At 65.8% G+C, this 23,523-nt stretch carries 25 protein-coding genes; 12 read left to right on the top strand and 13 right to left on the bottom strand.

The features are described from left to right. Nucleotides 1-15: 15 nt before the first annotated feature. The 7 genes from ACQR1I_RS22770 to ACQR1I_RS22740 form a co-directional block, all read right to left on the bottom strand. Nucleotides 16-480 carry a GFA family protein gene (locus ACQR1I_RS22770; RefSeq protein ID WP_434868371.1) on the bottom strand — a complete coding sequence of 155 codons (465 nt, stop codon included), beginning with the start codon at nucleotides 478-480 and terminating at the stop codon, nucleotides 16-18. Nucleotides 481-482: 2 nt separating this feature from the next. Beyond that, nucleotides 483-2,342 carry a methylmalonyl-CoA mutase family protein gene (locus ACQR1I_RS22765; RefSeq protein ID WP_434868372.1) on the bottom strand — a complete coding sequence of 620 codons (1,860 nt, stop codon included), beginning with the start codon at nucleotides 2,340-2,342 and terminating at the stop codon, nucleotides 483-485. A gap of 100 nt (nucleotides 2,343-2,442) precedes the next feature. Continuing rightward, nucleotides 2,443-2,934 carry a 2-amino-4-hydroxy-6-hydroxymethyldihydropteridine diphosphokinase gene (gene folK / locus ACQR1I_RS22760; protein ID WP_434868373.1) on the bottom strand — a complete coding sequence of 164 codons (492 nt, stop codon included), beginning with the start codon at nucleotides 2,932-2,934 and terminating at the stop codon, nucleotides 2,443-2,445. 5 nt (nucleotides 2,935-2,939) lie between these two features. Beyond that, nucleotides 2,940-3,308, bottom strand: a complete 369-nt coding sequence (folB, locus tag ACQR1I_RS22755) for a dihydroneopterin aldolase (RefSeq protein WP_434868374.1) — start codon at nucleotides 3,306-3,308, stop codon at nucleotides 2,940-2,942. Next, on the bottom strand, nucleotides 3,305-4,162 hold the full coding sequence (folP, locus tag ACQR1I_RS22750) for a dihydropteroate synthase (protein WP_434868375.1): 858 nt from the start codon (nucleotides 4,160-4,162) through the stop codon (nucleotides 3,305-3,307). The genes folB and folP overlap by 4 nt, the downstream gene beginning before the upstream one ends. Before the next feature lie 77 nt (nucleotides 4,163-4,239). After that, nucleotides 4,240-4,647, bottom strand: a complete 408-nt coding sequence (locus ACQR1I_RS22745) for a DUF4332 domain-containing protein (protein WP_434868376.1) — start codon at nucleotides 4,645-4,647, stop codon at nucleotides 4,240-4,242. A gap of 24 nt (nucleotides 4,648-4,671) precedes the next feature. Continuing rightward, nucleotides 4,672-4,908, bottom strand: coding sequence for a hypothetical protein (locus tag ACQR1I_RS22740; protein WP_434868377.1), 237 nt, complete (start codon nucleotides 4,906-4,908; stop codon nucleotides 4,672-4,674). Nucleotides 4,909-5,242: 334 nt separating this feature from the next. On the opposite strand from ACQR1I_RS22740, the gene ACQR1I_RS22735 reads away from it, so the two are divergent. Further along, nucleotides 5,243-6,850, top strand: a complete 1,608-nt coding sequence (locus tag ACQR1I_RS22735; protein ID WP_434868378.1) for a helicase HerA-like domain-containing protein — start codon at nucleotides 5,243-5,245, stop codon at nucleotides 6,848-6,850. 139 nt (nucleotides 6,851-6,989) lie between these two features. Continuing rightward, a complete protein-coding gene (locus tag ACQR1I_RS22730) occupies nucleotides 6,990-8,393 on the top strand; it encodes a M20/M25/M40 family metallo-hydrolase (RefSeq protein ID WP_434868379.1) in 1,404 nt (467 codons plus the stop codon). Between the two features lie 80 nt (nucleotides 8,394-8,473). Here the strand turns inward: ACQR1I_RS22730 and ACQR1I_RS22725 are convergent, their stop codons facing one another. Next, nucleotides 8,474-9,571 carry a trypsin-like peptidase domain-containing protein gene (locus ACQR1I_RS22725; RefSeq protein ID WP_434868380.1) on the bottom strand — a complete coding sequence of 366 codons (1,098 nt, stop codon included), beginning with the start codon at nucleotides 9,569-9,571 and terminating at the stop codon, nucleotides 8,474-8,476. A gap of 220 nt (nucleotides 9,572-9,791) precedes the next feature. Between ACQR1I_RS22725 and groES the strand changes: the two genes are divergently transcribed. The 5 genes from groES to ACQR1I_RS22700 all read left to right on the top strand — a co-directional run bounded on the left by groES (nucleotide 9,792) and on the right by ACQR1I_RS22700 (nucleotide 13,521). Continuing rightward, the gene (gene groES / locus ACQR1I_RS22720) at nucleotides 9,792-10,106 is read left to right on the top strand and encodes a co-chaperone GroES (RefSeq protein ID WP_434868381.1); all 315 of its coding nucleotides are present in this window, start codon (nucleotides 9,792-9,794) and stop codon (nucleotides 10,104-10,106) included. 45 nt (nucleotides 10,107-10,151) lie between these two features. Beyond that, complete coding sequence (gene groL / locus ACQR1I_RS22715; protein WP_434868382.1) at nucleotides 10,152-11,774, top strand: chaperonin GroEL; 1,623 nt, start codon at nucleotides 10,152-10,154, stop codon at nucleotides 11,772-11,774. Between the two features lie 253 nt (nucleotides 11,775-12,027). Then, on the top strand, nucleotides 12,028-12,258 hold the full coding sequence (locus tag ACQR1I_RS22710) for a hypothetical protein (protein WP_434868383.1): 231 nt from the start codon (nucleotides 12,028-12,030) through the stop codon (nucleotides 12,256-12,258). A 215-nt stretch (nucleotides 12,259-12,473) separates the two neighbouring features. Then, nucleotides 12,474-12,923 carry an Hsp20 family protein gene (locus ACQR1I_RS22705; protein WP_434868384.1) on the top strand — a complete coding sequence of 150 codons (450 nt, stop codon included), beginning with the start codon at nucleotides 12,474-12,476 and terminating at the stop codon, nucleotides 12,921-12,923. Nucleotides 12,924-13,011: 88 nt separating this feature from the next. Continuing rightward, entirely contained in the window at nucleotides 13,012-13,521 is a 510-nt protein-coding gene (locus ACQR1I_RS22700; protein WP_434868385.1) for a hypothetical protein, read from the top strand. 116 nt (nucleotides 13,522-13,637) lie between these two features. On the opposite strand, the gene ACQR1I_RS22695 is transcribed toward ACQR1I_RS22700, so the two are convergent. Then, nucleotides 13,638-14,417, bottom strand: coding sequence for a class II aldolase/adducin family protein (locus ACQR1I_RS22695; RefSeq protein ID WP_434868386.1), 780 nt, complete (start codon nucleotides 14,415-14,417; stop codon nucleotides 13,638-13,640). Nucleotides 14,418-14,522: 105 nt separating this feature from the next. Next, nucleotides 14,523-16,172 carry a glycosyltransferase family 39 protein gene (locus ACQR1I_RS22690; protein ID WP_434868387.1) on the bottom strand — a complete coding sequence of 550 codons (1,650 nt, stop codon included), beginning with the start codon at nucleotides 16,170-16,172 and terminating at the stop codon, nucleotides 14,523-14,525. A gap of 439 nt (nucleotides 16,173-16,611) precedes the next feature. Between ACQR1I_RS22690 and ACQR1I_RS22685 the strand changes: the two genes are divergently transcribed. Both ACQR1I_RS22685 and ACQR1I_RS22680 read left to right on the top strand, forming a co-directional pair. Beyond that, complete coding sequence (locus ACQR1I_RS22685; RefSeq protein ID WP_434868388.1) at nucleotides 16,612-17,523, top strand: hypothetical protein; 912 nt, start codon at nucleotides 16,612-16,614, stop codon at nucleotides 17,521-17,523. 215 nt (nucleotides 17,524-17,738) lie between these two features. After that, nucleotides 17,739-18,155, top strand: coding sequence for a MucR family transcriptional regulator (locus ACQR1I_RS22680; RefSeq protein ID WP_434868389.1), 417 nt, complete (start codon nucleotides 17,739-17,741; stop codon nucleotides 18,153-18,155). 13 nt (nucleotides 18,156-18,168) lie between these two features. On the opposite strand, the gene ACQR1I_RS22675 is transcribed toward ACQR1I_RS22680, so the two are convergent. Then, nucleotides 18,169-18,594: a SufE family protein gene (locus tag ACQR1I_RS22675; RefSeq protein ID WP_434868390.1), complete on the bottom strand. Its 426-nt coding sequence runs from the start codon at nucleotides 18,592-18,594 to the stop codon at nucleotides 18,169-18,171. A gap of 73 nt (nucleotides 18,595-18,667) precedes the next feature. After that, nucleotides 18,668-19,129: a DUF5330 domain-containing protein gene (locus tag ACQR1I_RS22670; RefSeq protein ID WP_434868391.1), complete on the bottom strand. Its 462-nt coding sequence runs from the start codon at nucleotides 19,127-19,129 to the stop codon at nucleotides 18,668-18,670. A gap of 390 nt (nucleotides 19,130-19,519) precedes the next feature. On the opposite strand from ACQR1I_RS22670, the gene ACQR1I_RS22665 reads away from it, so the two are divergent. From ACQR1I_RS22665 to ACQR1I_RS22655, 3 genes are read left to right on the top strand one after another with little or no spacing between them, the layout of a single operon-like run. After that, nucleotides 19,520-21,337: a PAS domain-containing sensor histidine kinase gene (locus tag ACQR1I_RS22665; RefSeq protein ID WP_434868392.1), complete on the top strand. Its 1,818-nt coding sequence runs from the start codon at nucleotides 19,520-19,522 to the stop codon at nucleotides 21,335-21,337. After that, nucleotides 21,330-22,022, top strand: a complete 693-nt coding sequence (locus tag ACQR1I_RS22660; protein WP_434868393.1) for a peptidoglycan-binding domain-containing protein — start codon at nucleotides 21,330-21,332, stop codon at nucleotides 22,020-22,022. The genes ACQR1I_RS22665 and ACQR1I_RS22660 overlap by 8 nt, the downstream gene beginning before the upstream one ends. 52 nt (nucleotides 22,023-22,074) lie before the next feature. Further along, a complete protein-coding gene (locus ACQR1I_RS22655; RefSeq protein ID WP_434868394.1) occupies nucleotides 22,075-22,425 on the top strand; it encodes a DUF1491 family protein in 351 nt (116 codons plus the stop codon). Nucleotides 22,426-22,499: 74 nt separating this feature from the next. Here ACQR1I_RS22655 and ACQR1I_RS22650 read toward each other — a convergent pair whose 3' ends face one another. After that, a complete protein-coding gene (locus ACQR1I_RS22650; protein ID WP_434868395.1) occupies nucleotides 22,500-23,456 on the bottom strand; it encodes a DUF2336 domain-containing protein in 957 nt (318 codons plus the stop codon). Between the last annotated feature and the right edge of the window lie 67 nt (nucleotides 23,457-23,523).

Here is a 23,523-nt window from a genome sequence, read left to right as displayed (position 1 = left end):
TCGTGTCCTCATCGCTTAGTCATGATCAGGATGCTGATGGCTGACGATGCGCGCCATCTTCTCCGGTCCGTAATTCTGCTGTGTGGTCTGGCTCGGCAGGTTGGCGATCGCAACGACCCAGCCGAGCCGGGATTCCGAGCCGAACTGGCGCGTCGGCACGACGCGGTCGGGACGGTCGAAGGTGCCGGTCATGATCTCGATGCGCGGCCCATCGATGGCACCGAAACCGAGCGGTGTGCCGCAGGCGGCGCAGAAATAGCGGTCGGCAATCGAGGAGGAGCGGAACGTGCCCGGCGTGCCACGGGTCCAGGCGAAGTTCTCGCGATTGACGTCGGCGAAGGATGCGAACGGCGCGCCCGAGGCCTTCTGGCACATCCGGCAATGGCAGATGCTGACACGGGTCGGCGCCGACATCAGCGCGTAGCGGATGGCGCCGCATTGGCAGCCGCCGGTCAGGACGGGTTTGCTCGCCTCGGTCATACTCACTCCAGATGCGTATAGGCGTCTTCGAGCGTCTTCAGCGCGTCGCCGCCGGCGAACACGAAGCTGCCGATCCCGGCCTCACGTAGAGAAGCCTCCTGCTCGCCGCCGCGGCCTGCCAGATAGATATGTCGCGCCCCGGCCGCCTGAAGAGCCTTGGCGGCCGGAACCGCCGCGTCGGCATAGACCTTGTCGGACGAGCACAGGCAGACGATCGCGGCTCCCGAGGCGCGGTATGCTTCCGCGAGCGCGGCCGGATCAGAGCCGCCCTGGCCATCGACCGCCGCGAAACCGCCAGCTTCGAAGAAGCTGCGGGCAAAGGTCGCGCGCGCGGTAAAGTCGGCGGCGCTGCCGAGATTGGCGAGGAACACGGCCGGACGCCGGCCCTTGCTCTTGAGCAGGTCGTCGGACCGGTCGCGCAGCCGCTCGAAACCTGCTGCGAGGCGGATCGGTGCCAGCGGCGCGAAGCTGACCGCGGGTTTTCCGGCCGGTGGTGCCAGCGGCGCGACGGCTTCCACTGCGACCTCGGCCTCGCCGAGATTGGGAAACTCGCTGGCGCCGGTCAGCACGTCGCGGCGCTTGGCAATGTTGGCGTCGCGGGCCTGTCTGACGGCTGCGACCTTGGACTGGATCAGCCCGGCCTGCAGCGCCGCCACGATGCCGCCGGACTTCTCGATCTCCTGGAACAGCGTCCAGGCGGAGGAGCACAATTCGCTCGTCAGCGCCTCGATGCCGCCAGCACCTGCGGCGGGATCGGCGACGCGGGCGAGGTTGCTTTCCTCCAGCAGCACCAGCTGCGTGTTGCGTGCGACGCGACGCGCGAACGCATCGGGCAGGCCCAGTGCTGCGGTGTGTGGGAGAACGGTGACGGCGTTGGCACCGCCGAGGCCGGCTGCAAAGGTCGCGATCGTCGCGCGCAGCATGTTCACATAGGGATCGCGCCGCGTGAGCATGCGCCACGCCGTCTCGCCGGAGATGAAGAGCGGCTTCGGCTGAAGACCACAGGCTTGCTCAACGCGCGCCCACAGTCGGCGCAGGCTGCGGAATTTCGCCAGCGTGAGAAACTGATCGGTGTCGGCGGCGAGCCGCGCCTGGATCATGTCGCGCGCGGTTTCGAGCGCGATGCCGGCCGCTTCGAGTGCGCGCAGATAGGCGACGCCACAGGCCAGCACGAAGGCGAGCTCCTGCGCTTCCGATCCGCCGGCGTCGTGGACGACGCGGCCATCGGCAGCGAGGAAGGGGCCCTTGAAACCCGCGCCATACAGTTGTTTCACGAGCGAGCCGGAGTTGCCGCCAAGTGTCGACGCATCATGAGAGCTCGCGCCGCGGGTCGCGGCGTCACCGATCGGATCGAACCCGAAACGGATGTCGCAGGCCGCGGGCGCGATCCCGCGCTGCTTGATGTAGTCGGCGAGAAGCAAGGCGAGAGCGGACGATTCACCAAGCTGCAATTCGATGGCAATAGCAGCATCGAGATGCACGCCCTCGAGCACGCGCGCCAGCGCGTCCGCCTCGGCGGCGAGGCCAAAGCCGTGCGCGGCATTCGACCCGGCAAACACCAGCGACAGTCCGGTCGCGCCATTCTCGAGATCGAGCAGCGCCTGCGCATTGGCCTTGGCCGGATCGGGATGATCGACGCGCTGCATGATCTGCCACGCCGCCGCCGGGGTGCGGCCGGCCACTGGCGCCGCAGCCTTGGCGCGTGGATAGATCGGCTGGATCTTCAGCCCGTCATAGGTCTTGCCGACCAGCTTCTCGAAAGCCGCGCCCTTCAACACGCCGTCGACCAGTTTGCGCCAGTCCGCCTCGCTGGCCGGCGCAAACTCGGCGGCCAATCGCAGCTGTTCGGTGTCGGTCGTCATGCCGCTCGTATCTCCCGGGCGTCCGTTATCGCGATTATTGTGGTGCAAAATGCCACGTCGCGACCGCCAAGCCAAACGGTTGTTTGGCCAGCCTTCTTGGCTATTGGACGGATGGCAGCGGTCGGATTCCGTCGCGCGAAACGGCGAGCAGGGCCTCGCCGACACGGCGGCCGGAAATCCGGCGTTCGGGGACGATCTCCGCCAGCGGCACCAGCACGAAGCCGCGCTCGAACAGGCGGGGATGCGGCAGCGTGAGTTCGGGCGTGTCGAGGATCAGATCGTCATAGGCGATCAGGTCGAGATCGAGCGTGCGCGGTCCCCAGCGCGTCTCCTGCGCACGGTCGCGGCCGAACAGGCGCTCCACCTCGTGCAGTGTGGTGAGCAGGGCGTGCGGCGCGGTGGACGTTTCGATCGCGATGCAGGCATTGACGAAGGGCGGCTGCTGCTCTTCGCCCCAGGGCGGGGTGATGTAGTCCGAGGAGCGCGCGGTCAACGTCGCCTGCGTGCGCCGGCAGATCTCCGGGATTGCGCGCTGAAAGGTCGTCCGGACATCGCCGACATTGCCGCCGAGAGCGATCAGCGCGCTCGCCATCGCGATCACGGATGCCGCGAGCGCGTCAGCACGACGCCGACATCCTCGAAGATCGCGGCAATCGGCGCATGCGGCTTGTGCACGGTGACCTTCACGGCGCGGATGCGGGCGAAGGTCGACAGGATGGCATCCGCCACCGCGCCGGCCGCGCGCTCCAGCAGGCGGTAGTTGGTGTCCTTGAAGGCCGCGGTCGCGGTCTCCACCACGTCGGAATAGGACACGGTGTCGGCGAGGCGGTCGCTGCGCGAGGAGTCCGACAGGTTGGTGTAGAGTTCGAGATCAATGACGAAGCGCTGGCCGACCTCGCTCTCGTGCTCCATCACGCCGTGCCGCGCATGGATGAGAACGCCCTTGATGAAGATCGTATCGGTCATCGCAATGCCTCGATGCTTGCGGCGACGCGCACCGCCTGAACCGTCTCCGCAACGTCATGCGCCCGGATGATCGCAGCGCCGCGCTGAGCGGCGATCAGATGCGCCGCGATCGATCCGCCGAGCCGCTCCTGCGGCTCCGACGCCACCACCGTGCTGATGAAGCGCTTGCGCGAGGCGCCGACCAGCAGCGGCAGGCGGAAGCGCGCGAATGCGTCGAGCCGCGCCAGCGCGGTCATGCTCTGCTCGGCGGTCTTGCCGAAGCCGATGCCGGGATCGAGCACGATGTTGCCAGCGGGAATGCCGGCCTTGGCGGCGATCTCGAGCGAACGGGCGAAGAAGCCGAGCATGTCGTCGATGATGTCGATGCCGGGATCGACGGTGGCGCGGTTGTGCATCACCACGACCGGCACGCCATGCGCAGCGACGGTCTCGGCCATCCCTGGATCGCGCTGCAGACCCCAGACGTCGTTGGCAATGCGGGCGCCGTGCTCCAGCGCGTAGCCGACAACCTGGGATTTCATGCTATCGATGGAGACGGGCACGCCGAGCGCGACGATCTCGGGCAGCACAGGCCTGAGGCGCGCCAGTTCCTCCTCGGCCGTCACCGGCTCGGCACCCTTGTAGGGGCGGGTGGATTCGGCGCCAATGTCGATGATGTCGGCGCCCGCCGCGATCATGTGCCGAGCCTGCGCCACGGTGCGTTCCGGCGCGTTGAAACGGCCGCCATCGGAGAACGAATCCGGGGTCACGTTCAGAATGCCCATCACGGCCGGGAACGGACGCGCGAGCCACGGCCGCAGCAGCGGGTGGCTCGGCGTGAGGTCCGTGGCGGTGTGCGGCAAAATCGCGCTCATGGGCGCCGCTTTGCGCGGTTGGCTCGGTCGAGTCAAGATGTCGCGCTGCACAAGCCGGCGCGAGGGGCGAGAAAGGATCAGTAGCTGATCTTCGGCTCCAGCCGGCGGGCCTTCTCGATCAGCTGGCCGACCGATTTCTCGGACGGCAGGATCCGCACCAGCTTCCGCCGCGTGTTCACTTCCTTGATGTTCTGCGCCAGCCGGGCGGGATTGCGGTGCGCCAGCTCGCGAACGGTGGTGACGCCGGCGGCGCGGACCAGGCAGACCTTCGCCTTGCCCATGCCCGGAATGCGCATGTAATCGGCGCCGTTGGCCCAGTCGAGCAGCTGCTGCTCGTTGATGCCGGTCTTGGCGGCCAGCGTCTTGCGTCCCTTCACGGTGCGCGCGGCCTCGAGAAATCCGTCGGTGGTCCGGATGCCCAAAGCTTTCAGCTTCGAGGCATAGAAGGTCGTCATGCCTTCGAGTTCGGTGATCGGATATGTCATGATACTCAGGCGCGCAAAGGTGCTTCAGGCGAAATGGCTCGGGCAAGGTGTGCGGGCCGCCACCATGCCCATCAGGGCAGCCTTGATGGTGTCGCCGTAGAGCTCGGAAGGTTCATGCGCGGACAACCGAGGTGGCAGTGGTCGCAGCGGCTCGTTGCTGAGGATGTCGGGCAGAACGCAGGTCGGCGGTGAAGTAGGCCTGTTAGGCACGGCTCCATCGATGCCGGCCGTTCTGGCCAGCGGCTCAATCAGCTCGTTCATGTGAACCCCGTCTTCATCCGGCCCCCCAAGACCGGACGTCCTCGCTGAATTCATCTTGATCGGGCGAACCATGAATTACAAGCGACGAGCAGGTGCGGTTGGCGAATCGATTCGCGATCGACGATCAACTGTTGCAGCGATGCAAGACCAGATGTTGAATCTACCGACGAATGTGCGGTCCGGGCGGCAGCATGTTAGGGACGGCGCGGACGTTGCGGCGAGGTGAGGCAATCTGCGGCTGGTTCCAAGACCCAAAACTAAAATATGTTAGTGGTACGCGATGCTTCGCATCACGTGCGATGCGGAACGATCATACATCGAAAGACGGATCATCATGGCACCATCCGGAACGTCACTCGGCGACACCGACGACAAGATCCTCGTAGGTCGTGGCGAACAGCCGGCCTGGCTGTCGCTCGCGTTCGCCAATCGGCACGGACTCGTCACCGGCGCGACCGGCACCGGCAAGACCGTCTCGCTGCAGGTGATGGCCGAAGGCTTTGCGCGGGCCGGCGTCCCCGTGTTCGCCGCTGATATCAAGGGCGATCTCTCCGGCATCTCGCGTCCCGGAGAAGCGAAGGACTTCATCCTCAAGCGCGCCAGCGATCTCGGACTGACCTATCAGGCGGATGAGTTCTCGACGGTATTTTGGGACGTGTTTGGCGAGCAAGGTCATCCGGTGCGCGCCACCGTCACCGAGATGGGGCCGCTGCTGCTCGCGCGCATGCTCGATCTCAACGACGTCCAGGAGGGCGTTCTCAACGTCGCCTTCCGCGTCGCCGACGAGAACGGCCTCACGCTGATCGACATGAAGGATCTTCGCGCGCTGCTCGATGCCATCATCCCGGAAGCGAAGAAGGGCGCCGATGCCGATGCGGATCCGCTGGCGCCGATCCGCAAGGCAGCACAGTCGTTCGGCAACGTCACGCGCGCCACCGTCGGCACCATCCAGCGCCAGCTGCTGGTGCTGGAGAACCAGGGCGGCACGAAGTTCTTCGGCGAGCCGGCGCTGGCGCTGAAGGATTTCATGAAGACCGACCGCGACGGTCGCGGCATGGTCAACATCCTGGTCGCCGACAAGCTGCTGCAGAACCCCCGCCTGTACGCGACCTTCCTGCTGTGGATGCTGTCCGAACTCTTCGAGGAATTGCCCGAGGTCGGCGATCTCCCGAAACCCAAGCTGGTCTTCTTCTTCGACGAGGCGCATCTGCTGTTCACCGATGCGCCGAAGGCGCTGATGGACAAGATCGAGCAGGTGGTGCGCCTGATCCGATCCAAGGGTGTCGGCGTGTATTTCGTCACGCAGAACCCGCTCGACGTTCCCGACCGCGTGCTCGGGCAGTTGGGCAACCGCGTGCAGCATGCGCTGCGCGCCTTCACCCCGCGCGACCAGAAGGCGGTCGCCGCAGCGGCCGACACCTTCCGCCCCAATCCGAAGCTCGACACCGCCAAGGTGATCATGGAGCTCGGCAAGGGCGAGGCGCTGGTGTCGTTCCTCGAAGGCAACGGCACGCCGGCGATGGTCGAGCGCGTGCTGATCCGGCCGCCGTCGGCGCGGATCGGGCCGATCACGCCGGAGGAGCGCAAGGCGATCATGGACGCGAGTCCGGTGAAGGGCAAATACGACACCGAGGTCGATGCGGAATCCGCCTATGAGATGCTGCAGAAGCGCATTACCGGAACCGCCGCGACCGCGGACCCATCGTCCGGCAGCGTGCTCGGCAAGATCGGCGACATCGCAGCGACCATCTTCGGCACCAACGTCAAGCGCGGACAATTGTCGACCACGCAGGTGATCGCGCGCAACGTCGCGCGCTCGGTCACCGACAAGGTGGTCGGCGGCATCGCGGCCGATCTTGGCAAGCAGGTCGGCGGCTCCCTGGGCGGCTCGATCGGCCGCAGCCTGGTGCGCGGCGCGCTGGGCAGTTTGCTGCGGCGTTGATCGCAGGCCTGTTCCAGCCGGTGTGATGCCCCGCGTGCGGCCGGACGCGTTCCCACGCGTCACGGAGGAGGCTGGTCCGGGCTGCGCATCGGAGCTACAAGCAACCCAATCGTCTTCATTTGCAAGGAATCCGGTGCCCATGGCCAATGCGCAGCTGCAATCCGTTCTCGACCACGTCGATGCCGACTTCGACAACAGCCTGGAACGGCTGTTCTCCCTGATCCGCATCAAGTCGATCTCGGCCGATCCTGCGTTCGCCGATGATTGCAAGGCGGCCGCCGATCATCTGGCCAAGGATCTTGCGATGATCGGCTTTGCGACCGAGGTGCGCCCGACCGCGGGCCATCCCGCCGTGGTCGGCAAGAGCAACGGCCACGGCGCGGCGAAGCCGCACGTGCTGTTCTACGGCCATTACGACGTGCAGCCGGTCGATCCGCTCGATCTCTGGCACCGGCCGCCGTTCGAGCCTGTCGTGACCGACCATGCCGACGGCCGCAAGATCATCGTTGCGCGCGGCGCCGAGGACGACAAGGGCCAGCTGATGACCTTCGTTGAGGCCTGCCGCGCCTGGAAGAAGGTCACGGGCTCGCTGCCGCTCGACATCACCGTGCTGATCGAGGGCGAGGAGGAGGTCGGCTCGAAGAACTTCGTGCCGTTCCTCGAAGCCAACAAGGACGAGTTCAAGGCCGACTTCGCGCTGGTCTGCGACACCGGCATGTGGGACCCGAACACGCCGGCGATCACCACCTCGCTGCGCGGGCTGCTGTATGAAGAGGTGAAGATCAAGGCCGCCAATCGCGACCTGCATTCGGGCGTGTTCGGCGGCGGCGCGCGCAATCCGATCCGGGTGCTGACCGAGGTGCTCGGCGGATTGTTCGATGAGAATGGCCGCATCACCATTCCCGGTTTCTACGACGGCGTGAAGGACGTGCCGCCGGAGGTCCTGGAGCAGTGGAAGAAGCTGAACCTGACGCCCGAGAGCTTCCTCAAGCCGATCGGCCTGTCGATCCCCGCCGGTGAGAAGGATCGCCTGCTGATCGAGCAGATCTCGTCGCGGCCGACCTGCGACATCAACGGCATCTGGGGCGGCTATATCGGCGAGGGCTCCAAGACGGTGATCCCGTCGCTGGCCCATGCGAAGGTCTCGTTCCGCCTTGTCGAGGGGCAGGACCCGCTGAAAATCCGCAAGGCGTTCCGCGACTACGTGTCGGCGCGCATTCCCGGCGACTGCTCGGTCGAGTTCGGCGATCATTCGGCGGGCGCGGCGATCGCCCTCGACTGGACCATGAAGCCGCTCGCCGCCGCCAAGCAGGCGCTGACGGACGAGTGGGGCAAGGAGACCGTCCTGATGGGGTCGGGGGCCTCGATCCCGATCGTCACCGATTTCAAGAAGACGCTCGGCCTCGACTCGCTCCTGGTCGGCTTCGGTCTCGACGACGACAACATCCATTCGCCGAACGAGAAGTACGACCTCAAGAGCTACCACAAGGGCATCCGCTCCTGGGCGCGCATTCTCGCCGCGCTCGCAGAGATGCCGCGCTGATGCTCTAAACCAAGATCACGGTTCGATGGCGGGAGAGGTGTCCTCTCCCGCCATTTTTGTTTCGTGAGAGCGAGGCCGTCTCAGCCCGACGTCCGCGCCCGCGCGCGGTCATCCGCGACCGGCGCGACCTCCACGGTGGCATTGCCGAGCGCGCGGTCGCGTTCGAAGACGAGGCGGACGCGCTGCCCGACCGGCGTCAGCCCGATCAAATTGCGAACCTGCGTTGCGCTGCGCACCGGCATGTCGTTCGCCTTGACGATGATGTCGCCCTTGCGCAGGCCCGCGCGTTCGGCCGGCGAGCCTGCGGTCACGTCGGCGACGCGCGCGCCGACGACGCGGCCGTCTGTCGTCGAGTCCAGGTCGAGCAGCGTGACGCCGATGCGGCCGCGATCGACGCGGCCGTTGACGACCAGTTGCTCCATCACCCGGCGCGCCATGTTGATCGGCACGGCGAAGCCAATGCCGACATTGCCGCCGCCGGGCGAAATGATGGCGGTGTTGATGCCCACGAGCTCGCCGCGCAGATTGATCAGTGCGCCGCCGGAATTGCCGGGGTTGATCGCTGCATCGGTCTGGATGAAATCCTCATAGCCCTGCTTGCCGAGCCCAGTTCGTCCCAGCGCGCTGACCAGGCCCGAGGTGACGGTCTGTCCCAAGCCGAAGGGATTGCCGACGGCGATCACGAAGTCGCCGACCTCGAGCGCGTCGCTGTTGCCGAACGCGATCGCCCTGAGATCGGCGGGATCCTCCATCTGCAACAGCGCGATGTCGGTGGCGGGATCACGCCCGACAAGGCGTGCGGCGAATCTGCGGCCGTCCTTCGTCCTGATCTGCACCATGTCGGAATGTTCGACGACGTGGTTGGCCGTCATCACATAGCCGCGCTGCGCATCGACGATCACGCCCGAGCCGGTGGCGCTGATCTGCCGCTCGACCTGCTTGGGGATGTCGCTGAAGTCGCGGGATCGCGAGTTCTGATAGAGCGGATTGTCCTGCCGGATCTTGCCCTCGACCGAGATGTTGACGACCGCGGGGGTGACCTCCTTGACCAGCGGAGCCAGCGTCGGCACGCGTCCGAGCTTGAGATCGGGGATCTGAGCCGGGGCAGGGCTTGCCAGGAGCGAGAGCACAATAACCGGCATCAGGACCAAAGGCCGGACACAACGCAGAAGCTGCATCGTTTTTCCTCGACGGGATGGGGCGGATTTTGGCGCCAGTAGAACTGGTCAGGACGGCGCCCCCGGTCAAGGGTCGTCCTGGCAATCGTTCCCACCGGCTGCCAAAATTTTGCGTGACCCCCCTTGAACGTAAACTTCGGCTTTCCCAAGTCGATCGTCGCCCGGGGGCCTCATGGGACCCGAGGCTTATGACATCGCTGATCTGTAAAGGAGGATGTGCATGCATTTCCGTCCATTGCACGACCGCGTGCTCGTGCGCCGTATCGATGCCGACGAGAAGACCAAGGGCGGCATCATCATTCCCGACACCGCCAAGGAGAAGCCGCAGGAGGGCGAGATCGTCGCTGCCGGCCCGGGGGCGCGGAACGAGCAGGGGCAGCTGGTCGCCCTCGACGTGAAGCCGGGGGACCGCGTGCTGTTCGGAAAATGGTCCGGCACGGAAGTGAAGATCGACGGCAAGGATCTCCTGATCATGAAGGAGAGCGACCTGCTCGGCATCATCGATGCTCCCGTGACGGCGAAAAAGGCCGCTTGATCAAGAGCAGTAACCGACAGTCATCGGAGAAAGGAGACGACCAACATGGCTGCCAAGGACGTGAAGTTTTCCACCGACGCCCGCGACCGCATGCTGCGCGGCGTCGACATCCTCGCCAATGCCGTCAAGGTCACGCTCGGTCCCAAGGGCCGCAACGTCGTGATCGAGAAATCGTTCGGCGCGCCGCGTATCACCAAGGACGGCGTGACCGTCGCCAAGGAAATCGAGCTGGAGGACAAGTTCGAGAACATGGGCGCGCAGATGGTGCGCGAGGTGGCCTCGAAGACCGCCGATCTTGCCGGCGACGGCACCACTACTGCTACCGTGCTCGCCCAGGCGATCGTGAGAGAAGGCGCGAAGTCCGTAGCTGCCGGCATGAACCCGATGGATCTCAAGCGCGGCATCGATCTCGCCGTCGAAGCCATCGTCAAGGATCTCAAGGCGCACGCCAGGAAGATCACCAGCAATGACGAGATCGCCCAGGTCGGCACCATCTCAGCCAATGGCGACCACGAGATCGGCCGTTTCCTCGCCGAGGCCATGCAGAAGGTCGGCAATGAAGGCGTGATCACGGTCGAGGAGGCCAAGAGCCTGGATACCGAACTCGAGGTGGTCGAGGGCATGCAGTTCGACCGCGGCTATGTCTCGCCGTATTTCGTCACCAACTCCGAGAAGATGCGGGTCGAGCTCGAGGATCCCTACATCCTGATCCACGAGAAGAAGCTGTCGGGCCTGCAGACCATGCTGCCGCTGCTGGAGGCCGTGGTGCAGTCCGGCAAGCCGCTGCTGATCGTCGCTGAGGACGTCGAGGGCGAGGCGCTGGCAACTCTGGTCGTCAACAAGCTGCGCGGCGGCCTGAAGATCGCTGCCGTCAAGGCGCCGGGCTTCGGCGACCGCCGCAAGGCCATGCTGGAGGACATCGCGATCCTCACCGGCGGCACGACGATCTCAGAGGATCTCGGAATCAAGCTGGAGAACGTCACCCTGTCGATGCTCGGCCGCGCCAAGAAGGTCGTGATCGACAAGGAGAACACCACGATCGTCAACGGCGCCGGCGCCAGGAAGGACATCGAGGCGCGGGCGCAGCAGATCAAGCTCCAGATCGAGGAGACCACCTCCGACTACGACCGCGAGAAGCTGCAGGAGCGGCTGGCCAAGCTCGCCGGCGGCGTCGCGGTGATCCGGGTCGGCGGCGCCACCGAGGTCGAGGTCAAGGAGCGCAAGGACCGCGTCGACGATGCGCTGCACGCCACCCGCGCGGCGGTGGAGGAGGGCATCCTGCCCGGCGGCGGCGTGGCACTGCTGCGCGCCACCAAGGTGCTCGACGGCGTCAAGACGGCCAACTCCGACCAGAAGGCGGGCGTGGACATCATCCGGCGCGCCATCCAGGTGCCGGTGCGGCAGATCGTCCAGAACGCCGGCGATGACGGCTCGCTGGTGGTCGGCAAGCTCCTGGAGAAGGACACCTACAGCTGGGGCTTCAACGCCGCGACCGGTGAGTACCAGGATCTGGTGCAGGCCGGCGTGATCGACCCGGCCAAGGTGGTCCGCACCGCGCTGCAGGATGCGGCCTCGGTCGCCTCGCTGCTGATTACCACCGAGGCGCTGGTAGCCGACAAGCCGAAGAAGGCCGAGCCTGCCGCAGCGGCGCCGGCGATGGACTTCTGATACCCTGTTGGCCGCGGCGGATGTGCGCTGGCACGTCCGCCGCGGCTGCTCTGGAATAAAAGGTCTTGCCGCCGCGGCTGGCCGTGGATCGGCCACAACGCGCAGCTATCAATCAGATCTACGATCGCAAACCGTCCAGAACCCGCCACAATCATAGACGCGGCCGGGCTTGGGGGACAGACGATCGACGGGAGGTGCGGCCGCGCTGACGCGCCGCCCGGAGTTGGCCCAGCGCTCTTGGGCAGGGGCGATCATGCCTTCGTGGCAGTACGACCATCCGCCGCCGAATCTGGCCGCTGTCATGAGCGCGACGGATCCCCGGCGCCTGACCCGCTTCCTGATCGCCAGCGAACAGCGCGTCGTCGCGCATTGCCAGACGGTGTTGTCGCAGGGCGATCTCGACGCCCGCGAGCGCGACCGGCTGGTCAGCGTGCTGCGCGAGGCCACGATGCGGCTGCAGCGGCTGTCGGCGGTGGCCGCCTGACGGCAACTCGCCGCAGGAGATGCGACAAAAAAATCGAAGGCCACCTCTTGAAATCGGCTTCGGCTTTTTCTAATTCGTTTTTCGCCGCTTCGGCGGCGCCGGGTGCCATCAGGGCCCGGTTGTGATCTGGGCGCTGACCGGTTGTTGGTCCTCGGAAAAGTCCTGCATCGGCTGGCGCTCCTTCGTATCCATCTTGCTCCTAGGAGGACTTGGCTATGAGGACTTATGACTTCGCCCCGCTGTGGCGCTCCACCATCGGCTTCGACCGCCTGTTCGACATGCTCGACGAGACGCAGCGCGCCGTCGAGGACAATTATCCTCCCTACAATATCGAGCGGCTTGGTGAGGACCGCTATCAGATCTCGTTGGCGCTGGCCGGCTTCGCGCCGGACGAACTCGCCATCACGGCCGAGCACAACGTGCTCACCGTGGAAGGGCGCAAGGCCGACATGGAGAGCCGCGAGTACCTCTATCAGGGCATCTCGGCGCGGCCGTTCAAGCGGCAGTTCAATCTTGCCGACTACGTGCAGGTCACCAGCGCCTCGTTCGATAATGGCCTGCTGCGCATCGAGCTCGTGCGGGAAATTCCCGAGGCGATGAAGCCGCGGCGAATTGCGATCGGCACGCCGCCGGTGGAGCAGATCGCACGGCAGAAGGCGGCCTGAGATCGTTCTGGTCTGCGACGCGGGCGCTTGATTGCCCGCGTCCTTCATCATCCGTCTCTCGTGAAAGGAGCGTAGGAGGAGACATCTCATGAGCGAGCGCAGTCTTTCGATCACCGCTGGCGGGGCCGCTTTCCACCCGGTCTCGCATTATGCATCCCCGACGAGCCTGCTGAACGACGCCGGGCTTTCCATCGCCGAGAAGCGGCTGATCCTGTCGTCCTGGGCCTCGGACATGTACGCCGTCGAGTCGCGGCCGGGCCTGCGCAAGATCCCCGGCATCGCGCGTCCGCTGCATCTGGCCGACATCCTGAGCGCGTTGCGGCAGCTCGACCGCGAGGATCAGCCGCCACGGCCGGGCGGTGGTGCAGCCATGCGCATCGTTCCGCGGGTGGACGTCGAAGCCGTTGGTGCCGCGGAGACGTCGCCGGGCGCGGCGAGCGTCCGGATGCGGCCGCCCGCCCGCCTGCGGTTTTCCCGGGAGGCCAACGTGCGGCGTCATCGCCGGCTGCTGGCGACCAAGCTTGCCGATCACGAGCGCCGGTTCGTCGAACGGCGTCTGGCCGCAGAGCTGAAGGGGCTTTGCGGGCCGCAGTCGTGAGCGCGAGCTCGATCGACTCAAGCCAAACGCAAAAACGCCGCCCGGAATTGGACGGCGTTTCATTCCAAAAAGCGCAGAGGGTGATGGGCTCTTGTTAGCCGATCAGCGCGCGAAAATCAATTCCGGTAGCCGGGATTGACCCGATCGAGCCGGCGCAGCAGCGGCGGCCAGACCAACTGGGTGGAGCGGAGTTCGACGCGCTCTTCGTTGTCGAACAGCTTGGCATTCTTGTCGATCACCTCGTCGCGGACAGGATAGGCCGACGGACCGAGCGTGCGCGTGCGAACCTGGATCGAGCAGGCGCGCTCCAGGTGATACATGCGCTCGAAGGCCGAGGCGACCGAGCGGCCTACCGTCAGCGTGCCGTGATTGCGCAGCAGCATGCAGTTCTTGGTACCAAGGTCGCGCTGCAGCCGCGGCCGCTCGTCATGATCCAGCGCCACGCCTTCATAGTCGTGATAGGCGAGGTCGTGGGTGACGTATTGCGCGATCTGGTTCAGCGGCAGCAGGCCGTCGGCGCAGCTCGACACGGCCACGCCGTCCAGCGTGTGCAGATGGATGACGCAGCCGGCATCCTCGCGTACCTCGTGGATCGCGGAATGGATGGTGAAGCCCGCGGGGTTGATGCTGTACTCGCTCTCGGAGAGCTGGTTGCCGTAGAGGTCGACCTTGATCAGGCTCGAGGCGGTGATCTCCTCGAACAACAGGCCATAGGGATTGATCAGGAAGTGATGCTCGGGTCCGGGCACGCGGGCCGAAATGTGGGTGTCGACCAGATCATCCCAGCCGAACATCGCGACCAGGCGGTAGGCGGCGGCGAGATTGACCCGCTGCGACCACTCCGCTTCCGTCATGTTCGACGGGACTTCCTTCAGGCGGGCTTCCGCGGGCGACATGGCATCCTCCGATCTCTTGCTTGGTCGGAGCGTAAGCGGCCTCTCCCGGCTCGGCAAGGCGCGGAGCCGGGAGGGCTGTCATGTCGTTTGGCTGAGCCGATCGCGTCAGGGCGCGGGGATCGACAGCAGGCTCGAAATGCTGCGGCCACGGATGTCGTAGACCCGGGCGAACACGACGTCGTCGCGCTTGATCTCGACCATGACAGGCGCGGTCAGTCCCTTGCAGTAGAACTCGCCGAGCGTCATGGCGAAATCCGCCGCATGGCTGTCCCAGCCGATGGTGAAATCGGGGCCGAGCGCAACCTGGGCCGGGCGCTGCGGACCGCACACCGCGACCTTCCATTTGTGCCCGATCGGCACCTCCTGGCGCTCGTCGAGCTGTTCCTTGAGCCCGTCCGAGGCCTGTTTCAGCGCCAGCCCCCAATAATCGAGCATGAAGCGGGTATCGGCCTCGCGTACGGTGCCGGCGATGAAGTTGAAGTGGGTGTACTGATAGGGGTGGAGGCGGATCATCTCGGCCAGCGGCAGCAGCAGGCCGAAGCAGAAGGCTGCGATCGCCACCGGCTGCCAACTGCGGCGCTCGTCGGGATTGAGCCACGACAGCAGCCAGGAGAACGCGACGCCACCGAGCAGCGCCATCGGCGGGATCACGAACACGAAGTGGCGGATGCCGTTGTAGAGTGCCGGGCGTTTGACGATCGCGATCAGGATCGGCAGCGTCGCCGCCAAGGTCAGCATCAACAGGATGGTCTTCTGGCGGGCCGGCATGTCGGGCCGCGACAGCGACATCAACGAGGCCACCACGCCGGCCACGAACAGCGCGATCATCAGCTCGGGCATCTGCAGCGCGAACAGCGTCGGCAGATAGGACCAGGGCATGTCGGGAACCGACACCAGCGCGCCGTCGAACATCTCCTTCCACGGCTTCTCGAAGAAGTGCGAGAAGTAGGTCAGGGCGCGCAACGGATTGGCCGGTTCGATGATCGACCACGGCCAGATCAGGCCCATGATCAGATAGCCCAGGATCAGGCCGGGGATCAGAACGTAAAGCACGTGCGCAAAACGGCGGATCGCCTCGCGCGCGCCCTGCTTGCGGTATTCCTCCAGCAGCAGGGGCATGAAGCCGACCAGGGCATAGACCACGGCCATGCCTCCGAGGATGCGCGAGCCGATCGAGAAGCCGGCGCCGAGCCCGAGGATCAAGACCGTGCGCGGCGAGGGGTAGGGATACTCCTCGGCCAGGCGGACGAGTCCCATCAGCAGGACGACCATGGCGACCGCGAAGGGGGCATCCTTCGGATTCATGAACATGTGGCCGTAGAAGATCGGGCACAGCGCCAGCAGCAACAGGGCCGCGACGCCGGCCACGGCACCGCCTATGCGGCGCGCCAGCCGCCAGGTGACGGCGAGGCCGATCAGCCCGACGATCGCGCCGACCAGCCGGCGCGTCTCGAACAATTCCAACGGCAGGATCTTGTGCAGCAGTGCTGCAACCATGTCGAACCCGCCGCCGTACATATAGAGATTGGCGAACGACAGCGCCGCCGTGTCCCTGAAACCGGAACCGTACATGCGCAGCAACAGATCGGCGTACTCGGCATGGGTGTAGTCGTCCCAGCCCAGGCCATAATCCCGGAACGTCAGTCCGGCCACCACCGCGACGGCGGCGAGCACGAACATGGCGAGATCGTCACAAGTCCGCTCGAGTGTCCGCCGTGTCGGCGTCTCGAGGACCGAAGTGGTTATCGATGTCATGGCTGATAGTGACCCGGCGTCCCCCAACGACCCCGCTTCCGCGCTTCAGGTCTGTTTCCCCACCTGCGTATAGCGCGTCCCGATTTTCGAGGTGTCGGAAATATGAGCGTCACGCGTCCATCGCACTGCAGCAGGAACCCGAATTTCGGCTGCTTGGCGCCATATTGCCACAGCGACATGAACGCGTCCTGAACCAGCGGCACGGGACAAACCTGGAGGAACCCAAGCTGGTTCCACGGGTTGCGGGAGGAGATTGTGTCATGATCGAGGCGCATCTGGTGGTTTTGGCGGGGATGGTGCGGCGCGATAGCCGAACTTCTGCTGCAAATTGTCGCGGATTTCGACTAAAATCCGAACGGGGGACGCGGGCAACCGCAGGCTAACTCATGTGATAAGGGTCGGACGCCGTCCGGGACTGACGCATTAGAGGATGGGTTCGATGATGAGTGCTATGTTGGTCGCTGGGGCCGTCGCCGTATTGGCCGGGCTCGGAGCGATCGCCTATGGAATTCCGATCAAGGACTTCAGCGTCGGGAACACGCTGATCCAGTCGGGCACTCTCGGCGTCTGCAGCGGCTTGCTCCTGTTTGCACTGTCGGCCGTTCTCAACGAGCTGAAGATCATCTCGAGCCGGTTGCGGCAGCAGCGCCCGGCGTCCGACGAGGTCCGGCCGCTGCAGCTGCCGGCCCTCGGCAAAAGGCCCGAGCTCGAGCCTCCGCCGGTGCCGCCCACCGAGGAGCTCTGGCGGGAGAGCGGCTCATCGCGGCTGCGCCCGCGCATGCCGGATCTCGCCTCGCCGCTGTCGTCCTCGCCGTTGCCGTCGTCCCCGCTGCGTCCCGCCGCACCGGAGCCTGCCGGCGAGGAGGTTGCGGCGGAGCCGGTGGAGCGGCCGAAGCGCAACCTGTTGTTCGCCTCCACCTCGCGCCGCGAGCGGGAACGTGCGGAAAAGCGCGGCGCGGAAGCGCTCGGCTCCGATTTCCGTTCGCCGCCCCTGAGTGAACCACCGGCTGCGCCGGTCGACGAGCCGTCGCCGGCCGAACCTGCGCCACCGGCTTTCGAGGATGGCTGGTCGAGATCGGAACGGGCCCGCGAGAGCGACGCGCCGCGGCCGCCTTTTCCGCGCCGCTTCACCCGCGCCGCGCCCGCCTTCGTCGAGCCCGAACCTGCGCCCGAGCCTGAGCCGCCGGCAGCAGAGGCCCCGCCTGCCGTCGTGATCGTCAAATCCGGCGTCGTCGATGGGATGGCCTATTCGCTCTATTCGGATGGCTCGATCGAAGCGCAAATGCCGGAGGGGATGATGCGCTTCGCCTCGATCGACGAGCTGCGCACCCACCTCGAGGGCCGCGGCTGAGCGGCGCCTGGCGTCACGGGCCCGATCGCGAAAGCTTGGTATAAGGCAACCGATACTGCTGATTGGACAGATCTTCTCAAGAAGAGGTCTTCACCTTCTTGTCATTTCGCCAGTCATTTGCCCATATTGACTGGAGAATTGCCGGACAACGCGGTCGCTCGATCGGAGCGATACTTGCGAATGATAGTCACCGGACAAAGCGTGGCGAGGGGGACATGACGGACGGGGCCGGCAAGAGCTTCATCGATCTGACGGCCGACATCGTCTCGGCCTATCTCAGCAACAACCCGACGCCGGCGGCCGAAATTCCTTCGCTGATCAGTCAGGTACACGCGGCGCTGACGCGGGTGGCGTCCGGCCGCAGCGAACCGGCGCCGGAGCCGGCGCGGCCGGCGGTGCCGGTGAAGAAGTCGATCCACGCGGACTATCTGGTCTGCCTCGAGGACGGCAAGCGCTTCAAGTCGCTGCGCCGGCATCTGCGGACCCAGTACAACATGACGCCCGAGCAATATCGCGACAAATGGAACCTGCCGCCGGACTATCCGATGGTGGCCCCGAACTACGCGGTCACGCGCTCCCAGCTCGCCAAGAAGATGGGCCTCGGCCAGCAGCGGCCCGAGCGCGAGAAATAGCAACGGAACCGGTTCAGGACGCCGCGGCCAGCGCTTCGCGGGCGTCGGAGCGGATGCGCTCGACCATCGAGCGCAGGCCGTTGGATCGCTGTGGCGTCAGGTGCTCGCGGAACCCGAGCTCGTCGAACACGGCGGGCGCGTCGACCTTCAGAATGTCCTGCGGGGTCCGGCCCGAATACAGCGTGAGCAGGATCGCGATCAGGCCGCGCACGATGTGGGCATCGCTGTCGCCGAGATAGTTGAGAATCGGCACGGCGCCGTTGTGGTCGACGTGACGGGACAGCCAGACCTGGCTCGCGCAGCCCTGCACCTTGTTGGCGGCGGAATGCTCGTCCTCGGGCATCGGCGCCAAGGTGCGGCCGAGCTCGATCACGTAGCGGTAGCGATCGTCCCAATCGTCCAGCAGGGCGAAATTGTCGCGGATCTCATCGATCGTCATGGTGCTCTCAATATCCCGGTTCGAGCTTTCATATAGGCGCTCGGCGGGATGAAAGCGACAGCGGTTCCGTGCGTCAGGGCGTCGGCGGCAGGTGCCATTCGGCCGCGAGGTCATCGGCGGACAGCGTGTCCACCGTGGCCGGGCCGGCCGGCACTTCCTCGACCATTGGCGCGTCGATCGAGCCGGTGTGATCGTTAGAACGCTTGTCGAGATTGGACGGCTTCACCGGCCCGATGAACTTGTCGGCGGCGCCGGATTTCTCGGCGGCTTCGGGCTTGTCGGTAATGATCTGGTAGATCTTGCGCGCGCCTTCCTGGGCACGGTGGCCGATCACGGTGGCGGCCTGGCCTCCGACCTCGCAGGCCTGCGGCTGGCGCTTGCAGAACTGGCTCATGTCGGAGACGGCGGCGGTCGCGGCCTGCACCGCTTCGTGCGCATGGATCTGCGGCAGCTTGTCGGTGTCAGGGCTCTTCTCGCGCGGCAGCAGTACGAGCACGAGCCCGAGCCAGAATGCCATTCGAAGCAGAAAGAACATCACGCAACCCCGACCGTCGCTGCGATCTCGCGCCTGTCCTCACCGACGCCGTCGAGATCCACAGCTGTCTTGTTCTATGTCGCGCCTCTTGCATTGCGCCTAATTGGTTGAGAATTCGCCAAGCGAAGCTCGGAACTTTTTTCGGCGTAAATTTTTCGTTGGCGTGAGCCGAAATCGAAATGCAACCGGCTGGAGATCGCGACGCTTTCGCAACCGCCCGCGCGGCCGGAAACGATGCGTTCACCATCCCGGCCGAATGGCGCGGCCGCCGCATCCTGGCCCTTAGCGTTCGCTTAATGCGAGTCTGACACGGTGACTTCCGACGACAGGGGGCGTCCCGGCGCGTTCTTCGCTTCCGAAGAGCGACCGACAGGCCGAGGCGCGAGAGCCGTGAGTGTGTTGAGTATCATCCGCGATTGTCTTGATGCCTTGTTGCATCCATCGGCTCGAACTGATGCGATGACGCGCGCGCGCCATCGTGCCTTCATCGCTCCGCGCCTGCTCGGCAGCCTCGCCGCCTTCGCCGTCTTCCCCGCCTATCTCGCGATGCGCGGCGCGCCGAGCGCGCTGGAAGTCGGCGCGCTCGCCTGGCTGATCGCCCCCATTCTGCTGTCCTGGTATCTGTCGCGGACCGGCCGCTATGAGAGCGCCTGCGCGTTGTCGTCGCTCGCATTGTCGGCACTGATCATGGCGGTGTCGATCGAGACCGGCGGCATCGAATCCTTTGCCGCTGTATGGCTGATCGTCATTCCCCTGGAAGCGGCGTTCTCGGCGTCGCGCCGCGTCGTGCTGTTTTCGGCCGCGCTGGCGCTGTCATGCGCGCTGCTGCTGATTCTCATCGGCCATCTGGGATGGCTGCCGAAGCCGGAGACCAATCCGGCGCTGCGCACGAGCCTGCTCGCCTTCGGCGTCGCCTCGGCCACGCTCTACGCTGCCGTGCTCGCCTTTGCCGCCGACACGCTGGCGCGCACCAGTGTGACGCTGCTGTCGAGGGAGGAAGAGCGCTATCGTCTGCTCGCGCGCAACATGAGCGACGTGATTTCCCGTCACCGCCGCAACGGCGCGGTCATGTTCATCTCGCCGGCGGTAGAGAATCTGCTCGGCACGCCCGTGACCCAGCTGCATGGCCACGGCCTGTTCGAGCGTGTTCACGTCGCCGATCGCCCCGCCTATCTCACGGCGCTGTCGGAAGCGGCGCGCGGCAGCGAGGCGTCGAGTGTCGAGTTCCGCCTGCGGCGCGATGCTGCCGGCGAGCAGCGCACCACGCATGATTTCATCTGGGTCGAAATGCGCTGCCGTCCGCTCGATGCCGCCGGACCAGTGCCGAGCGGATCGGATCAGGAGGTCGTCGCGGTCATGCGCGACGTCACCGATCGCAAGCTGCAGGAGCAGGCGCTCGAGCTGGCACGCAGTGCCGCCGAACGCGCCGATGCGGCCAAGACGCGGTTCCTCGCCACGATGAGCCACGAGCTGCGCACGCCGCTCAACGCCATCATCGGCTTCTCGGAAATGCTGATGCAGGAGCAGGTGCTGATGCTGAATCCGGCACGGCGCCGCGAATATTCTCAGCTGATCAACGATTCCGGCCAGCATCTGCTGTCCGTCGTGAACGGCATCCTCGACATGTCGAAGATGGAGTCGGGCAATTTCGAGCTGACGCCGGAGCCGTTCGCGCCCCGTGCCGCGCTGATCAATTGCTGCAATCTGCTGGCGCTGCGGGCGCGGGAAAACGGCGTCGATCTGTCGGCCGATGTGCCGCAGGATCTTCCCATGATCACTGGCGATCCGCGTGCCTTCAAGCAGATCGTGATCAACCTGGTTTCGAACGCCATCAAGTTCACCGAGCGCGGCGGTCGCGTCGCGGTGTCGGCCGGTGTCGACGGGTCGCGGCTGTTGCTGCGCGTCACCGACACCGGCGTCGGCATTGCGGCCGATGATCTCAAGCGAATCGGCGATCCGTTCTTTCAGGCCGGCAAGACCTATCAGCGGCGTCACGAGGGAACCGGGCTCGGTCTCTCGATCGTGAAGAGTCTCGTGAACTTGCACGGCGGTGAAATGTCGATAGAAAGCAAGCTCGACGAGGGGACGACGGTCACGATCGGACTTCCCATCGATTGCCTTGCTGCGGCGAGCGCCACCGTGACGCCGTTGTCGCCGTCGCGATCCGCCCAGGCCGGGCCGATGATTCAGGTGAAGAAGAGTGCCTAGACGAGCTGCAGACGAGGATGAGGCGCCGCCGCGCCGCCGCAAGCGTGCCAGGGCCGCCGCGGCCGTGATCGACGTCGCGGAGGAGCGCGGCTGGCTGATGCGGGCCATGCTCCACAGTCCGAAGGATCTGTTCGCGGGGCTGCTGGCCTGTGCGGCGGGCAGCGCGATCATCGTCAATGCCGTGTTCCTGCAATCGGGACCGCATCCCGCACCGATGTTCGGTTCGATCGTCACGATCCCTCCGGTGCTCACCAGCGCGAATCCGTTGCCGCGGCCCCGGCCGATGGAAGCCGATATGTCGCCGTTCGATCCGAAGGTGATCGAGACGCGGCCTCCCGAGACCCGGGCGGTGGAACAAAGGGCCGCCGAGCAGCGCGCCGCCGATGCGCGATCGGATCAGAAATACGCCGATCCGCTCGCCGATCTCGTGCGCTCGGTCAGCGGTGGCCAGGGCGCTTCACGCGGGCAGCCGACGCAGGGCGGCAATGCGCGCCGCGTCGCCGCAGTTCAGCGTGCGCTGACTGACTATGGCTACGGTCAGCTCAAGCCGACGGGAATGATCGGCACCGACACCCAGGCCGCGATCCAGAAGTTCGAGCGCGAGCGCAAGCTGCCGGTGACGGGGCAGGTGACGGATCGCCTCGTGCGCGAGCTCGCAATTGTCATCGGTCACCCGATCGAATAGAGCAGGCGGGCGGCTGCCGATCACGGCACGCGATCACTCGGCTTGAATCATCATGCGCCTGAAGACGAGCATCTGGGTCAGCGCCTATCTGCGCCGCTGTCAGTCGGCGGGCGCATTCAGCGCAATCCGCCGGCGTGGCGCCGAGGAGGCGGGTGCGGTATTCGTGAAGGTTGCGCTGATGGACGGCACGGCCCAGCTCTACGTTCCGGCGCCGCAGACGGTCTATGACGACAGCCGCCCGATCGAGCGCCTGTTCGTTGCGATCGCTCCGCAGCCGGTCGCGGAAGCGCAGATCGAGGAGCGTCTGGTCAAGGAGCAGCGCTTCGATCCGGACGCCTGGATCGTCGAGACCGAGGACAAGCAGGGCCGGCACTTCCTCGATCTGGTGCGCGACCCGTCCTAGCCGGTCGAGCGTCCGCGTGGCGAACGCATTCTCATTCTGACGATACCGGCGCGCGCAGCGGGCGACGACGCACGTCAGCGCTTGAACCCGTCCGTCCCGGTGCGGATGATCGGCCGGACCGATGTCGCCGGCCGCGCCGCGCCGGCGCGAACATGCTGCCGTTCATCGTCATAAAGTGCCGGGCGATGCTTCGCCCTCATCGCCGCCACCGCCGAGCCACGCCACGCCGCCAGCATGATCAGGGCCGCGCGATCGCTCAGCCGCTCGTAGAAGCGCGACAGCCGGAACACGGTCTGCACCGACTGACCCATCTCCGGCTTGAGGAACAGCAGCACCCGCTCGAACACCGCGTTCGGCATGCCCAATGCCTTCGCGGCGCAGGCGAGCGGCTCGCCGCTCGCATCATCCATCACCTCCTGGGTGACGCGTGCGGGCAGGATCAGGCTTTCGCCGAGCTCGATCGTGAACGTCTCGACGTCGGCATTGAAGGCCGCCATCTCCAGCGCCTCGATCGCCTGCGCGGCGCGGTGCTGCGGCGTCGGTGCGGCCGGCTTCAATGGCGCCGTAGCCAGATTTTCGAGGATGGCGATGCGCTCCTTCGCGCCGGCGCGCAGGAACATCTCGCTGAGCTCGGCGGCGTCCCTCGGCTGCATCGCCAGGTCGGCGGAATTTGCATCGTCGCGCGCGGGCGACCGAGACGGCGCGCGGAGGTTCGGCGGAATCAGGCTGGCGAGCGGCAGCTTGGGCTCGTCCTGCGCCGGCCGCAGCCCGAGCTTGCCGAGGATCTCGATCGGTGTGCCCGGATAGATGGCGAGGCGCGCGCGCACCGCCGCGCGGGTGGCGTCATCGACATCGTCGACCAGTCGCGACACCAGCTCGACGAATTGCCGCTCCTCATCAGCCGAATGAGTGCTCGCTTGAACGTAGAGGTCGGTCAGCACGCGGAGCAGCGTGGGTTTGATGTCGACACCCTCGCGTCGCGAGAGTGTGAGCAGCCCGTCGAAGCCGGGGAACAGCGATGATCTTGTCATGTCGGGTACGCAACTTCGGCAATCGTTGCGCCGATTAGAGCCGAGTTGTTTTAATGGGGCGTTAAGG

It is taken from the genome of Bradyrhizobium sp. HKCCYLS2038, assembly GCF_051167655.1.
Classification (GTDB): Bacteria; Pseudomonadota; Alphaproteobacteria; order Rhizobiales; family Xanthobacteraceae; genus Bradyrhizobium.
This window is presented reverse-complemented; position numbering and strand designations above follow the sequence as displayed.

Excerpts from the sequence above, each read along its gene's own strand:
- ACQR1I_RS22770 (WP_434868371.1), bottom strand. The coding sequence starts at position 480 with ATGACCGAGGCGAGCAAACCCGTCCTGACCGGCGGCTGCCAATGCGGC.
- ACQR1I_RS22765 (WP_434868372.1), bottom strand. The coding sequence starts at position 2,342 with ATGACGACCGACACCGAACAGCTGCGATTGGCCGCCGAGTTTGCGCCG.
- folK (WP_434868373.1), bottom strand. The coding sequence starts at position 2,934 with ATGGCGAGCGCGCTGATCGCTCTCGGCGGCAATGTCGGCGATGTCCGG.
- folB (WP_434868374.1), bottom strand. The coding sequence starts at position 3,308 with ATGACCGATACGATCTTCATCAAGGGCGTTCTCATCCATGCGCGGCAC.
- folP (WP_434868375.1), bottom strand. The coding sequence starts at position 4,162 with ATGAGCGCGATTTTGCCGCACACCGCCACGGACCTCACGCCGAGCCAC.
- ACQR1I_RS22745 (WP_434868376.1), bottom strand. The coding sequence starts at position 4,647 with ATGACATATCCGATCACCGAACTCGAAGGCATGACGACCTTCTATGCC.
- ACQR1I_RS22740 (WP_434868377.1), bottom strand. The coding sequence starts at position 4,908 with ATGAACGAGCTGATTGAGCCGCTGGCCAGAACGGCCGGCATCGATGGA.
- ACQR1I_RS22735 (WP_434868378.1), top strand. The coding sequence starts at position 5,243 with ATGGCACCATCCGGAACGTCACTCGGCGACACCGACGACAAGATCCTC.
- ACQR1I_RS22730 (WP_434868379.1), top strand. The coding sequence starts at position 6,990 with ATGGCCAATGCGCAGCTGCAATCCGTTCTCGACCACGTCGATGCCGAC.
- ACQR1I_RS22725 (WP_434868380.1), bottom strand. The coding sequence starts at position 9,571 with ATGCAGCTTCTGCGTTGTGTCCGGCCTTTGGTCCTGATGCCGGTTATT.
- groES (WP_434868381.1), top strand. The coding sequence starts at position 9,792 with ATGCATTTCCGTCCATTGCACGACCGCGTGCTCGTGCGCCGTATCGAT.
- groL (WP_434868382.1), top strand. The coding sequence starts at position 10,152 with ATGGCTGCCAAGGACGTGAAGTTTTCCACCGACGCCCGCGACCGCATG.
- ACQR1I_RS22710 (WP_434868383.1), top strand. The coding sequence starts at position 12,028 with ATGCCTTCGTGGCAGTACGACCATCCGCCGCCGAATCTGGCCGCTGTC.
- ACQR1I_RS22705 (WP_434868384.1), top strand. The coding sequence starts at position 12,474 with ATGAGGACTTATGACTTCGCCCCGCTGTGGCGCTCCACCATCGGCTTC.
- ACQR1I_RS22700 (WP_434868385.1), top strand. The coding sequence starts at position 13,012 with ATGAGCGAGCGCAGTCTTTCGATCACCGCTGGCGGGGCCGCTTTCCAC.
- ACQR1I_RS22695 (WP_434868386.1), bottom strand. The coding sequence starts at position 14,417 with ATGTCGCCCGCGGAAGCCCGCCTGAAGGAAGTCCCGTCGAACATGACG.
- ACQR1I_RS22690 (WP_434868387.1), bottom strand. The coding sequence starts at position 16,172 with ATGACATCGATAACCACTTCGGTCCTCGAGACGCCGACACGGCGGACA.
- ACQR1I_RS22685 (WP_434868388.1), top strand. The coding sequence starts at position 16,612 with ATGATGAGTGCTATGTTGGTCGCTGGGGCCGTCGCCGTATTGGCCGGG.
- ACQR1I_RS22680 (WP_434868389.1), top strand. The coding sequence starts at position 17,739 with ATGACGGACGGGGCCGGCAAGAGCTTCATCGATCTGACGGCCGACATC.
- ACQR1I_RS22675 (WP_434868390.1), bottom strand. The coding sequence starts at position 18,594 with ATGACGATCGATGAGATCCGCGACAATTTCGCCCTGCTGGACGATTGG.
- ACQR1I_RS22670 (WP_434868391.1), bottom strand. The coding sequence starts at position 19,129 with ATGTTCTTTCTGCTTCGAATGGCATTCTGGCTCGGGCTCGTGCTCGTA.
- ACQR1I_RS22655 (WP_434868394.1), top strand. The coding sequence starts at position 22,075 with ATGCGCCTGAAGACGAGCATCTGGGTCAGCGCCTATCTGCGCCGCTGT.
- ACQR1I_RS22650 (WP_434868395.1), bottom strand. The coding sequence starts at position 23,456 with ATGACAAGATCATCGCTGTTCCCCGGCTTCGACGGGCTGCTCACACTC.